Origin of the sequence: Pseudoxanthomonas sp. CF125 (assembly GCF_900104085.1) — a bacterium.
Lineage (GTDB): Bacteria > Pseudomonadota > Gammaproteobacteria > Xanthomonadales > Xanthomonadaceae > Pseudoxanthomonas_A.
In genome coordinates this window covers 690,544-706,748 of the sequence record NZ_FNLD01000003.1, presented here as the reverse complement: position 1 = coordinate 706,748, position 16,205 = coordinate 690,544, and the positions used below count along the sequence as shown (strand labels likewise).

Below are 16,205 nucleotides of genomic sequence, written 5' to 3'. Positions count from 1 at the left end.
CAATCCCCTGTAGTGATGCCGTTCCCGCGTCCGGCCCGGTACTCGGGACCGGCGGTGAACGGAATGGCAAACCGGGGACCCCTCCCCGCATCTGCGGGGACGAAACTACCTAACCGCACGAATAAAATCCATCAGTCCGGCCGTACGGACCGCCCGGGCACCGGTCGCACCAGGTGAGACGGCACGGGGCTCCACTGTCATCTTTCCCCAGGCGCCCTGGCATGACCGAACTCTCGCGCTCTCTGCGCACTTACGAACAGGACAATCCCCTGGTGCTGGATGCCGACGGCCACGCGGGCCGGAACGGCGGCCTGCTGACCGAACGGCTTGCCAAGCGCTATGCCGACCGGATCACCGGCAACTTCATGATTCCCGGACGCGAAGGGCGGTACGCGCCGATTCCCGACGACGTGCCGGCATCATTGAAGGCCGCGTTGCAGGCGCGCGGCATCGACCGGTTGTACAGCCACCAGGCCGAAGCATGGACCGCGGCGCAAGCGGGCGAACATGTCGCCATCGTTACGCCCACCGCTTCAGGAAAATCGCTTTGCTACACCTTGCCGGTGGTGGCCGCGGCCATGAGCGGCAATGCCAAGGCGCTGTACCTGTTCCCGACCAAGGCGCTGGCGCAGGATCAGGTCGCCGAGTTGCTGGAACTCAACCGCGCCGGCGAATTGGGCGTGAAGGCTTTCACCTTCGACGGCGACACGCCCGGCGATGCGCGGCAAGCGATCCGCCTGCATGGCGACATCGTGGTCAGCAATCCGGACATGCTGCACCAGGCCATCCTGCCGCACCACACCAAGTGGGCGCAGTTCTTCGAAAACCTGCGCTACGTGGTCATCGACGAGGTGCACACTTACCGCGGCGTGTTCGGCAGCCACGTCGCTAACGTGCTGCGCCGGCTCAAGCGCATCTGCGCCTTCTACGGCGTGCGGCCGCAGTTCATCCTGTGCTCGGCGACCATCGGTAACCCGCAAGCGCATTGCGAAGCGCTGATCGAGGACCGCGTGCGCGCGATCACCGAATCCGGAGCGCCCACCGGCGACAAGCACGTACTGCTGTGGAACCCGCCGGTGGTCAACGCCGACCTGGGCCTGCGCGCCTCGGCGCGTTCGCAGAGCAACCGCATCGCCCGCATCGCCATCAAGTCGGGATTGAAAACGCTGGTGTTCGCACAGACGCGACTGATGGTGGAAGTGCTGACCAAGTACCTGAAGGATGTGTTCGACCATGACCCGCGCAAGCCGCCACGCATCCGCGCCTACCGCGGCGGCTACCTGCCGACCGAACGCCGCGCCGCCGAGCGCGACATGCGCGCCGGCAGCATCGACGGCATCATCGCCACCTCCGCGCTGGAACTGGGCGTGGATATCGGCAGCCTGGACGTGGTGGTATTGAACGGCTATCCGGGCACGGTGGCGGCGACTTGGCAGCGCTTCGGCCGCGCCGGCCGCCGCCAGCAGCCTTCGCTGGGCGTGCTGGTGGCCAGTTCGCAGCCACTGGACCAGTACGTGGTGCGGCATCCGGATTTCTTCGCCGATGCGCCGCCGGAACACGCGCGCATCGCTCCGGATCAACCGCTGATTCTGTTCGATCACATTCGCTGCGGTTCGTTTGAACTGCCGTTCGTGGTCGATGAGCCGTTCGGCCCGATCGATCCTTCTGTCTATTTGGAAGCGCTGGCTGAAACCGAAGTAGTACACCGCGAAGGCGAACGCTGGGAATGGATCGCCGACAGCTATCCGGCCCAAGCGGTGAGCTTGCGCTCGGTGGCCGACGGTAATTTCGTAGTCGTAGACAAGACCGACGGACGCCAGACTATCCTTTGCGAAGTGGATTATTCAGCCGCCGCGCTCACCCTGTACGAAGGCGCGATCCACATGGTGCAGAGCACGCCCTACCAGGTCGAACGGCTGGACTGGGAAGGCCGCAAGGCCTACGTCACCCGCACCCATGTGGACTACTACACCGACAGCATCGATTTCACCAAGTTGAAAGTGCTGGAGCGTTTCGAAGCTTGCGAAGCCGGCGACGGCGACAGCATTCACGGCGAAGTGCACGTGGTGCGGCGCGTGGCCGGCTACAAGAAGATCCGCTACTACACGCACGAGAACATCGGCTATGGACCGGTGAATTTGCCGGACCAGGAATTGCACACCACCGCGGTGTGGTGGCAGCTGCCGCAGACGGTGCTGCTGAAGGGGTTCGCGTCCAAGCAGGATGCGCTGGATGGTTTTCTGGGCGCGGCCTACGCATTGCACGTGGTAGCGACGGTGGCGGTGATGGCCGATGCGCGCGACCTGCAGCAGTCGGTCGGCAATGGCGATGGGGCATGGTTCGCGACCCAGGACGGCAAGGGCAACGGCCGTGCGCAGGACGATGACGGCAAACCGGTGCCGATGACGGAAGGTTCATCCGTCGAGGTGCAGCAGTTCGTGCCGACCGTGTATCTGTACGACAATTTCCCCGGCGGCGTGGGCCTGAGCGAACCGTTATGGCGGCGGCAGGCCGAACTGGTGCAACGTGCGCGTGAACTGGTGGGTCGCTGCGATTGCGCGGCGGGTTGCCCGGCGTGCGTGGGGCCGGTGCTGGCGACCAGCGAAGGCAAGCAATCGGCGACGCCGAAGTCGCTGGCGCTGGAGGTGCTTGGACTATTGGGAAGTGAAATCGATGCGTGATGCCAGTAGGAGCGGCGTGAGTCGCGAAGGATATTTCGTTAGCTGCGGTATGCCGAATCGTTTCTCAGGGAGGAAGACGTCGCGACTCACGTCGCTCCTCCGCATGGCATTCGGGATCGCCGCGTGAGTGTATCGCTGGAAAAGCTGCGGGCGTTGAAGCGGGAAGCTGGCGCTCTTGCTCCCTCCCTTTGCGAAGCAAGGGGAGCTCGAAGCCGCGACGAGCGGCTCAGGGGGAGGGGTGCTCTTGGCGCGAAGTCGTCCGGAGACTTTGCGTCGAGTGATGGGAAAAGCAACAACAAGATCAAGAGCACCCCTCCTCAATCCTCCCCTGCGCTTCGCGCAAGGGAGGAGGCTGGCCCGTCGCTCGCGGATGCATTGCGTATCTCTGCGGCTCGGCCTGCTTCGCAATCCATCGATACGCTGCGAAAGCTGCTGGGCCTCCGCGAAAAGAACTCCGCTTCGCCGCGCTCACACAAATCCACCGACCGCGAAGTCCCGGGAGAAGAAATCTCCCCAGGCCTGCGCCTGATCGAAACCCACTTGCCCATGCCCGCGCCGGACTACGATCTCCCACTGGCGTTCGCCAAGCGCCACGACCAATCGCTGAACCCGCGCAACCTGCTGTTCTTCGACACCGAAACCACCGGACTGGCCGGCGGCACCGGCACTCGCGCCTTCATGATCGGCGCCGCGGATTGGCATATCGACAGCCGGCATGGCGACGGCTTGCGTGTGCGCCAGTTGCTGATGACCACGATGGCGGCCGAAGCGGCGATGCTCGATGCCTTCGCATGCTGGCTGCAAGAGAAGCCCACCGTGCTGTCCAGCTACAACGGCCGCTGCTACGACTCGCCGTTGCTGAAGACGCGCTATCGCCTTGCGCGCAAGGACGACCCGATCACGCCGCTAGATCATGTGGACCTGCTGTTTCCCACGCGCAGACGCTATCGCGGCACCTGGGAGAACTGCCGCCTGGCGACGATCGAGCGCGAATTGCTGCGCATCGTGCGCGAGGACGATCTCCCGGGTTCCGAAGCGCCCGCGGCCTGGCTCAACTACCTGCGCGGCGGATCGGCTCGCAACCTGCGGCGTGTGTGCGCGCATAACCACCAGGATGTAGTGACGCTGGCGTTGCTGATGGTGCGGTTGGTGGAAGTAGAAGCGATTGGGGAAGAAACGATGCCATTCGTCGAGACGCCTTGATCGCTTCCTTCTTCCATCTGGAGAAGAGCCTGCGCCGTACTCGATACGAGGTGGCGCGTAGCAAGCACCCTTGGGGTGCGAGGGTACGGCGAAGTCCATGATGTTTGCGCCGCTCTCGCTCCGCCGTACCCTCACCCCAACCCCTCTCCCGACGGGAGGGGGGCTTCAATCGACCTCACCCCCTTGGCCTACCCACCGCCGGCAACACCACCCCGCTGATGTACGCAGCAGTCACCGGCGAGGCATGGACACAAATGCTGGAGAGATCTGTTCCGGCTACGCCGGCCGCTCCATTTCGCCGTCCTGCCAGAATCGGCGACGCCTTCGGCCGATTTGTACAGTGGATTGAGCGGCGTCCTACCGGTTAACGCCTTGCGAATGCCGGATGCGGGATGCTTGAATCAGCCCATCCTCTTCTCCGGAGCCACGCATGTCCCGACTTCTGTTGCCAGCCGCCGCCTTGCTGACCCTGTGCCTCGCCGCGTGCACATCCAAACCCGATGAGCAGGAACAGGCCGTGGCCCAGTCCGAGGAGCGCGCCGAGGAAGCCGCTCAGCCGGCGCCGCCGACACCGCCGGCGGCGGCCACTGCCTGCGACGACTCGCAGGCGCAGTGGGCGGTCGGCAAGAAAGTCACCGAGGCCGAGGTGGAGCAGGCGCGCAAGGACAGCGGCGCCGAGACCGCGCGCACGCTCAAACCCAACCAGATGGTGACGATGGAATTCAACGGCAACCGGCTGAACCTGGACCTGGACGACGCCGGCACGGTGACCGCGATCCGCTGCGGCTGACAGCCGCCGACTTGCTCCGGGAGGTACGCCATGGCAAAACCCATCCCGCTCCTTGTCGCTCCAGCCCTGGCCCTGGCGCTGTCCGCGTGCGCACAGGTTCCCGCACCGGACAGCGCGGCTGCGCCGCCGGCCCCGGCCGTCGACGCCACCTCTTCCGCGCATTGCGACGCAGGCAAGGTCGCCGACGCGGTCGGCCAGCTGCCCACGCCGGAAACGCAGGAGCGAGCGCGCACCGCCGCCGGCGCCGAAATAGTGCGCGTACTCAGGCACAACCAGCCCATCACCAAGGAATTCAGGGTGGGCAGGCTGAATCTGGTGCTGGATGCCGAAGGCAAGATCGCCAGCGTCAATTGCAGTTGAATTGAAGTCCGGCAACGACCGGAGAAAAGTTGCCGATGTAACTAACCGGGCCGCATCCCGCTCGTGTTGCGGCACCGCAACATCTATGTTCTAGTCGAGTTTCCGGAGACATTCAGTAGCGCCGCTTGCGCAGGGTGCGGTGTCGCCGTCACTTCGCTGATCGGCACGCGCCGGCAGCCTTAATCCGGTTGAGAAATACGATGGCCCCCAGCCATAGCCAGGGACTCTACGATCCGAACGACGAACGCGACGCCTGCGGTTTCGGCATGGTCGCGCAACTCGATGACCAGCCGTCGCGTTCGCTGGTGGATACCGCCATCTCCGCGCTGTCGCGCATGACCCACCGCGGCGGCGTCGCCGCCGATGGCCTGACCGGCGACGGTTGCGGCCTGCTGATCCGCAAACCCGATGCGTTCCTGCGTGCGCTGGCCAAGGAAGCCGGCCTGAGCGTCGGCCAGCGCTATGCCGCCGGACTGGTATTCCTGCCACGCGATACCGAACAGGCCGCGCAGTGCCGCGCCGTTCTTGCGGAAGAATTCCAGCGCGCCGGCGTCAAGCTGCAAGGCTGGCGAGTACTGCCCACCGACGATTCGGTGTGCGGGCAACTGGCGAAAGACACGCTGCCGCATATCGAGCAGGTCTTCGTCGACGCCGGCGAAGACCACAACGACGAGGCCTTCGCGCTGGCCCTGTTCCTGGCGCGCCGCCGCGCCGAACAGCGCCTGCGCGAACCACTGCTGGGCGACAGCGCCGCCGATTTCTACGTAGTCACGCTCAGCCCGCACGCCATCGGCTACAAGGGCATGGTGCTGCCGGACAAGCTGTCCACCTTCTTCCCTGATCTGCAGCGCAGCGATCTGGCCGCCAGCGCGGTCGTGTTCCACCAGCGTTTCTCCACCAATACGCTGCCGCGCTGGCCATTGGCGCATCCGTTCCGTCTGCTCGCCCACAACGGCGAAATCAACACCATCGAAGGCAACCGCCGCTGGGCGCAGGCGCGCAGCAAGGTGTGGAAGACGCCGCGTTTCGACATCGCCGAGTTCGACCCGGTCATCTCCATGCACGGATCCGACTCGCAGAGTCTGGACAACATGCTGGAGCTGATGATCGCCGGCGGCATGGATCTGTTGCAGGCGTTGCGCATCCTGGTTCCGCCGGCCACCCAATCGCTGGAGTTCAAGGACGCCGACCTGGCCGCCTTCTACGAGTTCTACGGTTTGAACAGCGAACCCTGGGACGGCCCGGCCGGCATCGTCGCCTGCGATGCGCGTTACGCGGCCTGCATGCTGGACCGCAACGGCCTGCGCCCGGCGCGCTGGCTGTTGACCTCCGACCGCCATTTCCTGGTCGCCTCCGAAGCCGGCGTGTGGGAACTGCCGGCCGAGCGCATCGTGCGCAAGGGCAAGCTGGGCCCGGGCGAAATGATGGCCATCGATCTCAAGCGCGGCGATCTGCTGGACAGCGAGGCCATCGACCGCATCAACCGTGGCCGCGCGCCGTACAAGCAGTGGCTGCAGCACGGCGTGACCTATCTGCAGACCGAACTGATCGACCCTTCGCTGGTCGAAGAACCGTTCGACGAGAAGACCCTGCGCAGCTATCACAAGCTGTTCCAGCTGACCAACGAAGAAGTGGAGTTCGTGCTGCGGCCGTTGGCCGAGACCGAACAGGAAGCCACCGGCTCGATGGGCGACGACACGCCGATGGCGGTGCTGAGCCGGCAGACGCGCCCGCTGTACGACTACTTCCGCCAGGCCTTCGCCCAGGTCACCAATCCGCCGATCGATCCATTGCGCGAAGACTGCGTGATGTCGCTGACCACGCAGCTGGGCAAGGAAACCAACATCTTCCACGCGGGCCCGGAAACGGTGAACCACGTGATCCTCAATTCGCCGGTGCTCTCGCAACGCAAATTGCGCCAGCTGCTGAAGATGCAACCGTACGACGAGAAGAACGCGCTGATCGACCTGTCCTATTCGCACGAAGAAGGATTGAAGGCCGGCATCGAACGCATCTGCGCCCAGGCCGAGCAGGCCGCGCGCGACGGCATGGTGATGCTGCTGCTGAGCGACCGCTACCCGGTGGCCGAACGGCCGATGGTGCACGCCCTGCTCGCCACCGGCGCGGTGCACCACCACCTGGCCCGCGTCGGCCTGCGCTGCGACGTCAACCTGATCATCGAAACCGGTACCGCGCGCGATCCGCACCACATCGCCTGCCTGCTGGGTTTCGGCGCGACCGCGGTGTATCCGTACCTGGCCTACCAGACTCTGTTCGATCTGGGCCGCCGCGGCATCCTGCACCTGAAGAAGGGCGGCGAACAGGCGCAGATCGGCCGCAGCTACCGCAAGGGCATCTACAAGGGCCTGTCCAAGATCATCTCCAAGATGGGCATCGCCACCATCGCCAGCTACCGCGCCGCGCAGTTGTTCGAGATCGTGGGCCTGCAGCCGGACGTGATCGATCTGTGTTTCCCGGACACCGCCTCGCGCGTGGGCGGCGTGGATCTGGCGCGGCTGGACGTGGAGGCGCGCCAGCTGACCCGCAACGCCTGGAACGACCTGCACAAGCAGGAGATCGGCGGCCTGCTCAAGTACGTGCACGGCGGCGAGTACCACATGTACAACCCGGACGTGGTGATGTCGCTGCAACACGCCACCCGCACCGGCGAACCCGCCGACTGGCAGAAGTACGCCGATTTCGTGCATGCGCGCCCGCCTTCGGCCTTGCGCGATCTGCTGCAACTGAAAAAAGCCGATGCACCGACGCCGCTGGATCAAGTTGCCGACGCCAGCGACCTGTTGCGCCGCTTCGACACCGCCGCGATCAGTCTGGGTGCGCTGTCGCCCGAAGCGCACGAAGCGCTGGCCATCGCCATGAACCGCCTGGGCGGCCGCAGCAATTCCGGCGAAGGCGGCGAAGATCCCGCGCGCTACGGCACCGCCAAGCGCAGCAAGATCAAGCAGGTGGCGTCCGGCCGTTTCGGCGTCACTCCCGAATACCTGGTCAATGCCGAAGTGCTGCAGATCAAGGTCGCGCAGGGCGCCAAGCCCGGCGAAGGCGGCCAGCTGCCCGGCCACAAGGTCAACGAGATGATCGCGCGGCTGCGCTACGCCAAGCCGGGTATCGGTTTGATCTCGCCGCCGCCGCATCACGACATCTATTCCATCGAGGATCTGGCCCAGTTGATTTTCGACCTGCGCCAGGTGAATCCGACTGCGCTGATTTCGGTGAAGCTGGTGTCGCATGCCGGCGTCGGCACCATTGCCGCAGGCGTGGTGAAGGCCGGCGCGGACCTGATCACCATTTCCGGCCATGACGGCGGCACCGGCGCCAGCCCGTTGAGTTCGATCCGTTACGCCGGCGTGCCGTGGGAACTGGGCGTGGCCGAATCGCACCAGGCGCTGGTCGCCAATCAATTGCGCGACCGCACCGTGCTGCAAACCGACGGCGGCTTCAAGACCGGATTGGATGTGGTCAAAGCAGCGTTGCTTGGCGCGGACAGTTTCGGTTTCGGCACTGCACCGATGATCGTGCTGGGCTGCAAATACCTGCGCATCTGCCATCTGAACAACTGCGCCACCGGCGTGGCCACGCAGGACGAACATCTGCGCGCCAAGCACTTCACCGGTCTGCCGGAGCGGGTGGAGAATTTCTTCCGCCTGCTCAGCGAGGAAGTGCGGCAGTGGCTGTCGTATCTGGGCGCGCGTTCGCTGGACGAAATCGTCGGCCGCACCGACCTGCTGCAGCAACTCGAGGTGTCGCCGCGGCCCGGCGTGCATGTGGACCTGTCGCGCCTGCTCAAGCACGTGCATCAGGATAGCGGCCACTGCGCCGCGCAGCGTCTGTACGAATCGCCGGACAGCCTGGCCACGCAGCTCGACGGCCTGATGGCCAAACCCATCGCCGACAAATCGGGCGGCGACCAGCGCTTCCTGATCCACAACACCGACCGCTCCATCGGCACGCGCCTGTCCGGCGCCATCGCCCGCGCGCACGGCAACCTTGGCATGAGCGATGCGCCCTTGCAGCTGCGTTTCCGCGGCACGGCGGGGCAGAGCTTCGGCGCGTTCAACGCCGGCGGTCTGTTGATGGAATTGGAAGGCGAAGCCAACGACTACGTGGGCAAGGGCATGGCCGGCGGCCGCCTGGTGGTGCGCCCGCCGCGCGGTGCGCGCTTCGAGGCGCGCAACACCGCCATCCTGGGCAACACCTGCCTGTACGGCGCGACCGGCGGCGAGCTGTTCGCCGCAGGACGCGCGGGCGAACGTTTCGCGGTGCGCAACTCCGGCGCGCTGGCGGTGATCGAAGGCGCGGGCGACCACTGCTGCGAATACATGACCGACGGCATCGTCATGGTGCTGGGCAGGGTGGGCCTGAATTTCGGCGCCGGCTTCACCGGCGGCCTGGCCTACGTGCTGGACCTGGACCGCGATTTCGTCGACCGCTACAACCACGAGCTGATCGACATCCACCGCATCTCGCCGGAAGGTTTCGAAAGCCATCGCCAGCACCTGCACACGCTGGTCACGCGGCATCGCGAACTCACCGGCAGCATCTGGGCGCAGCAGATCCTGGACGAGTTCCGCGACTACGTGGGCAAGTTCTGGCTGGTCAAGCCGAAGGCGGCGAGTCTGGAGTCGTTGACGGAGTCGTTGAGGAGAGCGGCGTGATGGGCCTTTACCCGCGCTCATACCGCGAAATTTTGCCGACGTCATCCCAGCGAAAGCTGGGATCCATCTTGATCTTCGCGCGATCCAAAACGAAAGAAGCAAAAGCAGAAGCAAAGTCAAAATGGATCCCAGCTTTCGCTGGGATGACCTCGGATAGTTTTCGAGTGACTCGTCTTTGGTCGATGAAGAACGCTGCAACGACGTCGGAAAGATTCTCATGAGCCGCAAACAAGTCTTCCAATTCGTAGAACTCCCCCGCCAGATGCCCCAGCGCATCCCGCTGGAACTGCGCACCTCCGGCGACTGGGGCGAGATGTACGGCAAGTTCGCCCTGCCCGAGGCGCAGCACCAGGCCGGGCGCTGCCTGGACTGCGGCAATCCGTACTGCAGCTGGAAATGCCCGGTGCACAACGCCATCCCGCAGTGGCTGCAGCTGGTGCAGGAGAACCGCATCGACGAAGCCGCCGCGCTCTGCCACACCACCAATCCGCTGCCGGAGATGTGCGGCCGCGTCTGTCCGCAGGATCGTCTGTGCGAGGGCAGCTGCACGCTGGAGGACGGCTTCGGCGCGGTCACCATCGGTGCAGTGGAGAAATACATCGTCGATGCGGCGCTGGAAAAGGGCTGGCGTCCTGATCTGAGCGAAGTCGTCGCCACCGGCAAGCGCGTAGCGGTGATCGGTGCCGGACCCGCAGGGCTGGCCTGCGCCGACGTGCTGGCGCGCAACGGCATCCACGCCGTGGTGTTCGACCGCTACGAGCAGATCGGCGGGCTGATGCAGTTCGGCATCCCCAGTTTCAAGCTGGAGAAGAGCATCATCGCGCGCCGCCGCCAGGTGCTGGAAGGCATGGGCGTGGAGTTCCGCCTGGGCGTGGAGATCGGCAAGGATCTCGGCATCGAGGAACTGCTGGCCGATTACGACGCGGTTTTCCTGGGCACCGGTGCCTATCGCTACACCGATGGCGGATTGCCTGGGCAGGACCTGAAGAACGTGCTGCCGGCGTTGCCGTTCCTGGTGCAGAACGGGCGCATCGTCAGCGGCAACGATCCCTGGGGCCGGCCTATCGCCGGCTGGGAGGACACCATGCAGCTGCCCGATATGAGCGGCAAGCGCGTGGTGGTGCTGGGCGGCGGCGACACCGGCATGGATTGCGTGCGCAGCGCCATCCGCCTGGGCGCGGCCAAGGTGACCTGCGCGTACCGGCGCGATGAAGCCAACATGCCCGGCTCGGCGCGCGAGGTGGCCAATGCGCGCGAGGAAGGCGTGCGTTTCCTGTTCAACCGCCAGCCGCTGCTGATCGAAAGCGATGGCGACGACCGCGTGGCCGGCGTGCGGGTGGTGGAAACGAAACTCGGCGAACCCGATGAGCGCGGGCGCCGCAATGCGGTACCGATCGAAGGCAGCGAATCGTTGCTGGAAGCGGATATCGTCATCATCGCTTTCGGTTTTTCGGCCACGGTGCCGGAGTGGCTGGCCGCGCAGGGCGTGGAAGGCAGCCCGAATGGACGCATCGTGGTCGGCGGCGGTATCGCCGACGAGAGCGGACGCCTGCCGTTCCAGACCACCAATCCCAAATTGTTCGCCGGCGGCGACGCGGTGCGCGGCGCCGACCTGGTGGTGACGGCGGTGGCCGAAGGCCGCGATGCGGCCGGAAGCATCGCGCAGATGCTGCTTTCCTGAACTTTGCGACGGGCTCCACTGCCCGTCGTAGTCCACGATGCTAAGGTCGTTGCGTCGTGAACGGAGAAATCGATCATGCGCTTGCATGCTCTTCCTCATTGCCGGATCGCCATCGTCGCTTGCCTGCTCCTGCTGTCGGCCAACCTGAGTCCGGCTTCGGCGCAAACCACACGTGTGTTGGAATACGCCGGCGTCAATCTGGCCGGCGCCGAATTCAATTCGTCGAGAAAACCCGGCGTGCTCTACAAGGACTACACCTACCCCAGCGAGTCGGACTACGCCTACTACGCTTCCAAGGGCATGAATGTGATCCGTCTGCCGTTCTTGTGGGAACGGCTGCAGCCGCAGGCCAACGGCGCGCTGGACAGCCAGCAGCTGTCCTATCTGCAGACCGCGGTGAAGCGGGCCAAGGCGCAGAATCTGCGCGTGGTGCTGGACGTGCACAACTACGCCAAGTATTACGGCAGCCGGATCGGCACGGCGGAAACTCCGGTCGCGGTCTTCGCGGATTTCTGGAGCAAGCTGGCCGCCGAATTCAAAGGCGACGACTCGGTGATCTTCGGCCTGATGAACGAGCCCAACGGCATCGACGCCAAGAGCTGGGCCGATGCCGCGCAGGCCGGCTTGAACGCCATCCGCGCTGCCGGCGCGAATAATCTGGTACTGGTGCCGGGCACCGCGTACAGCGGCGCGCACAGCTGGAACGGCGCCTGGTACGGAGGCACGTCCAATGGCGAGGCGCTGCTGGCGATCACCGATTCGGCCAATCGCATTGCGTTCGAGGCGCATCAGTATCTGGACGCGGATTATTCGGGTACTTCCGGCCAATGCCAGAGCGAGCAGATCGGTGTGCAGAAGCTGCAGGGTTTCACTGCCTGGCTACGCGAGCACCACAAGCAGGGTTTCCTTGGCGAGTTCGCCGCCGGCAGCGACCCGGTCTGCATGGCTGCGCTGGAGTCGATGCTGGAGCACATCGAAACCAACGCCGATGTGTGGCTGGGCTGGACCTACTGGGCCGGCGGCGCGTGGTGGAAGCCGGACTATCCGTTCAACGTGCAGCCGGACAAGGAAGGGAATGAGAAACCGCAGATGACGGTGCTTTCGAAGAAGGCGCATCGGGTTACGGATTGAAACGAAAGCGCGAGCAGGATTGCATGAAAATTCTGATAGCCGGGGGTTAGGCTGCTCTTGCCAAGACGCGCCGCAGTTTCTAACATGCCCTCCGTCATCGTGGTTCTCGCGGTCGGCCGTAAGCGTTCACGTCAACCAACGCGCCCCTCATCTCCGGCATTGCCGGGGCTGTTTGCCTGTTCGCGGGCGAAAGGCGCCTTTGCTTGACCGGATCTAGGAGATCGCTCATGAACGCTTCAAACAAATCCACCATCGTCTTCGGTATTCCCAAGCTTCCCGCGCGCTACGGCTCGTTGGTCATGCCTTTGATGCTGTCTATCCTCATGACATGCATCGTGTCCCTTATCAGCACCTTCAAAGGCATTGGCATGTCACCTCAGTTCACATCCAAGTGGCTCGGCGCTTGGGGGGTGTCGTGGCTTATCGCATTTCCCGTGCTGCTGTTAGTGTTGCCTGTGGTGCGCAAGGCTACAGCGGCACTCGTGCGAGCAGCCTGACGGTTCATCCAAGTGACGTAGCCCGAGTAGAGCGCGGCCGCGCAACCCGGGTAGAGCGCAGCGTCTTCCAAGAATTCACCATGCACATTCTCCAAATTCCAACTTCTGGACTGGCGGTTCTTGATCACTCACTCGCGGATGAGTCGTTCGCGGACGGAGCTGCCTAATGGATACCGTGACCAGCCGCATCACTCTAAGAACAGAGATAGTAAAGACGATCTCACTGGACAATGGACTGATCAGCACGATGCGGATCGAGCACTTCGACAGCGAGAGACTTGCCGTGATCGGTCAGCTCACGGCGGATCCGTATTCGCCGGCCATATACACGCTTGATCGAAGCGGAAGAATAATCGACGCTCCCCTCGTCGCCGAGTTGAAGCATCCGACTTACAGCTACCCATGGTTTCGCTGGACAACCGGCGTGGCGATCTTCGATTCCCATCTTTGCCACCACTGGCCCGATTGGCGTTCTGACCGCAAGAAAACGTATCGAGTCCGCAATTGGGAGATATTGCGGGATGATCCAAAGATCATAGAAAACGACGGCAAGTTTCGACGGATGCCGGCCATCCTTTCTGTTCACCAACTGTCCGGCAGTCAATTTTTGGTGAAACTCTCTGATTCTGGTTTTGTACGAGCAGGGCGGTATTTCACCATTCTTGAGTTCGATGGACAGGACTTCTTCTGGAACTCTCCTCTCTGCGAGCTGGAAGACCGCATAGTTCTGGATGCAATGGGCGGAAACCTTCCTCCGCTTGTGAGTTTCTTGAACCTCCGTGGATTGACACTCATCGGGGACCAGATAATTGCCAGCACGATAGGGGGTGAGTCGACAAAGGCGACCCTTGCAAGAGGTGACGCCAACTACATCGTCCGGTATGGCATGAAGCAGGATCCTGCAAGTAAAACGTGGGTCGGTTCTATTTCCGGCAAAGAGCAGGAAAAATCACCGTCAGTCAGCCGATTCGAGGCCGAGTCGGTAGCGTCCTTGCCGCATGGCGCATTGCAGGTCAGTCACTGCAATCGGTACTGTACGATAAGACCCCCAAAAGGAAATGGAATTGTTCTTTGCGGCCTTGATAACGGAGAGCCATTCGCTGAACTTTCATTGACGGCGAAGCAGAATCTATCTGGCCTGGATGAGAAGAAGGTTGATGTGCTGTTCAATGGCACGGACTTGATTGCGTATAGCCCAAGTGCAATCAATTGGTGCAGCATCTTGGTTCCCAAGAATGCAGCGCTTCCATTTTCTTGAAGGCCGGGCGTGCGTGGACCAGCAGCGGGCTACGGTGCTTCGATCCGCTGGGGCCAGCATGAGGTAAAGTCTGGAAACTCATTCAAATCGAACCCACTTTCTCGACTCGGCTTGGTCCAGGTATTAGGTTCGCAAAGGCGCGTCAATGGCACTCACCGTACAACAGGGCTATGTGCCCGGCTGCATCGGGCGCATTACCGAACTCCACGCCGACTACTACAGCCGCCTTGCCGGGTTTGGCCTCCACTTCGAAGCGAAGGTTGCTGGCGGGTTGGTCGCTTTCTTCGAGCAGTACCAGGCCGGACGCGATGGAATCTGGCTGGCCGTGGAAGGAAGCAAAATACAGGGGTCCATCGCCATAGACGGATCCCATGCCGAAGAGGAAGGTGCGCACCTCCGTTGGTTCATCGCGTCCGAGGAAACGCGCGGGACAGGAATCGGAAGCAGACTGATGGACCACGCCATGGAGCATTGCATTGCGCAAGGCTTTCGTCGCGTTTACCTTTGGACGTTCGAGGGCCTGGAGACCGCCAGGCATCTCTATGAAAGGCACGGCTTTCGCTTGGTTCACCAGCAAGCCGGCAACCAGTGGGGAAAACAAGTCAATGAGCAGCGCTTCGAAAGGCAAGCCTGACAATTCATTCCAACCGAATCCACACCCAAGCGGCGCGGGTTGGTCCAAGCACCAGGTATCTCCTATGCGATATCGTTTCCTGTTGGTCGTTTTTGCCGCCCTATCGACCAGCACGTGCGCGCAAGACACGCCCGATCTTCAAGAACGGAAAGAACGGATCAAGTCCATAGAAACCAGCGCTACTGCCGATGCTCTCAAGCGGAAAGATCGCTCCGATGCGCGTCTCGCATTGGAAGGCGTACCGGTGAATGAATCGCTTCCTGCCATCGAAGACGTTGGCGAAATGAAACGCCGCACCAGGGACGAAGTGGCGTGGCGAGCCATGGCGCTCCTCGTCGTGGCGGTGAAAGGCGAAGGGCTGGACCAAGCATCGGTCGACAAGCTCGTCCAAGATTATCGGTTGAAAGAGCACTTCAGCCCCGAGGAGGCCGCCTTCATCAGTCAGGCCTCGCCTTCCGATCATGACCGTGTCCAGTTTTCGTGGCGCTATGAGACGGCATGGACGCTATTGTGGGCGCTGGGCTATGTGGAAGATCTGTCGAAACCAACGGCGATCTGCGACGTACCCCGCGCCGTCAAGATCATGCAGCAGCGATCCGCCGAGCAATTCATCGCGGACGCCAAGCTGCGATCCACCGAAGAGGTGGCGGAGCAAGCCGATCTGATCTATCGGTATCACTGGGCCGTGGTGGATGCGCGGATCAATGGCAAGCCGGCACCTGCTGGCTTGGAGCCCGGCGTAACCATGGAGCGGCACTATGCGCTTAACTGGCTCATCGGCTACATGGGGCAGGAGTGGGATGATATCTCTACGGATACCTGAGAATTCATTCGCACCGGAGCCGCTTCGCTGACCGGCTTAACCTGGACGGCATGCGCCAAACGGATCATCACCGATGCCTCATAAAAGCAGAATGAGCTATGCGCTTCCGGCAGTGATCTACGTCGTGATCATCGGCACCGTATTCTCGCCGGACGTGCAGCCCGTGCTTGCCAAAGCTTTCGGCCGTGAACCGTTCGGGTTTCCGGTGGCGTGGGTGGTCGCAGCCATCCAGGCCATTGTTCTGTTTCCTTTCGTATTCGCCATGCATCACTTCATGCTGATTGCCGGGCAGGCCGCTGCTGACGGCCGCAGCATCGGAAAGGTCGGTCTGCTGGTGTACGCCGCAAACGTCGGCAAGCTTCACCCGCATTTACGGCGGTCGCAGATAATTTCCGTGGCTGGCCTGGTCTATTTTGTTGTGATCTGCGGCACCTGGATCGCCTACGCCGATGCCAAAGGCATTTAGGCCGGTGC

At 63.1% G+C, this 16,205-nt stretch carries 10 protein-coding genes and 2 pseudogenes; all 12 read left to right on the top strand.

The features are described from left to right. Positions 1 to 299: 299 nt before the first annotated feature. Positions 300 to 2,681 (top strand): annotated as a pseudogene (locus BLR66_RS16680) (DEAD/DEAH box helicase); the annotation flags it as partial. Positions 2,682 to 3,101: 420 nt separating this feature from the next. Further along, positions 3,102 to 3,884 (top strand): annotated as a pseudogene (locus BLR66_RS16675) (ribonuclease H-like domain-containing protein); the annotation flags it as partial. Positions 3,885 to 4,314: 430 nt separating this feature from the next. Continuing rightward, a complete protein-coding gene (locus tag BLR66_RS16670; RefSeq protein WP_093289662.1) occupies positions 4,315 to 4,674 on the top strand; it encodes an I78 family peptidase inhibitor in 360 nt (119 codons plus the stop codon). A gap of 30 nt (positions 4,675 to 4,704) precedes the next feature. Further along, positions 4,705 to 5,034, top strand: a complete 330-nt coding sequence (locus BLR66_RS16665) for an I78 family peptidase inhibitor (protein WP_093289660.1) — start codon at positions 4,705 to 4,707, stop codon at positions 5,032 to 5,034. Positions 5,035 to 5,234: 200 nt separating this feature from the next. Beyond that, positions 5,235 to 9,707: a glutamate synthase large subunit gene (gene gltB / locus BLR66_RS16660; protein ID WP_093289657.1), complete on the top strand. Its 4,473-nt coding sequence runs from the start codon at positions 5,235 to 5,237 to the stop codon at positions 9,705 to 9,707. Positions 9,708 to 9,924: 217 nt separating this feature from the next. After that, entirely contained in the window at positions 9,925 to 11,388 is a 1,464-nt protein-coding gene (locus BLR66_RS16655; RefSeq protein WP_093289654.1) for an FAD-dependent oxidoreductase, read from the top strand. 75 nt (positions 11,389 to 11,463) lie between these two features. After that, on the top strand, positions 11,464 to 12,519 hold the full coding sequence (locus BLR66_RS16650; protein WP_093289651.1) for a glycoside hydrolase family 5 protein: 1,056 nt from the start codon (positions 11,464 to 11,466) through the stop codon (positions 12,517 to 12,519). A 227-nt stretch (positions 12,520 to 12,746) separates the two neighbouring features. Continuing rightward, positions 12,747 to 13,016: a DUF2798 domain-containing protein gene (locus tag BLR66_RS16645; RefSeq protein ID WP_093289648.1), complete on the top strand. Its 270-nt coding sequence runs from the start codon at positions 12,747 to 12,749 to the stop codon at positions 13,014 to 13,016. A 166-nt stretch (positions 13,017 to 13,182) separates the two neighbouring features. Next, a complete protein-coding gene (locus BLR66_RS16640; RefSeq protein ID WP_093289645.1) occupies positions 13,183 to 14,274 on the top strand; it encodes a hypothetical protein in 1,092 nt (363 codons plus the stop codon). 145 nt (positions 14,275 to 14,419) lie between these two features. Then, entirely contained in the window at positions 14,420 to 14,908 is a 489-nt protein-coding gene (locus BLR66_RS16635; protein ID WP_093289642.1) for a GNAT family N-acetyltransferase, read from the top strand. Then, the gene (locus BLR66_RS16630; protein ID WP_255402738.1) at positions 14,880 to 15,731 is read left to right on the top strand and encodes a DUF4272 domain-containing protein; all 852 of its coding nucleotides are present in this window, start codon (positions 14,880 to 14,882) and stop codon (positions 15,729 to 15,731) included. The genes BLR66_RS16635 and BLR66_RS16630 overlap by 29 nt, the downstream gene beginning before the upstream one ends. A gap of 91 nt (positions 15,732 to 15,822) precedes the next feature. Beyond that, on the top strand, positions 15,823 to 16,197 hold the full coding sequence (locus BLR66_RS16625) for a hypothetical protein (RefSeq protein WP_093289636.1): 375 nt from the start codon (positions 15,823 to 15,825) through the stop codon (positions 16,195 to 16,197). The last annotated feature ends 8 nt before the right edge of the window (positions 16,198 to 16,205 follow it).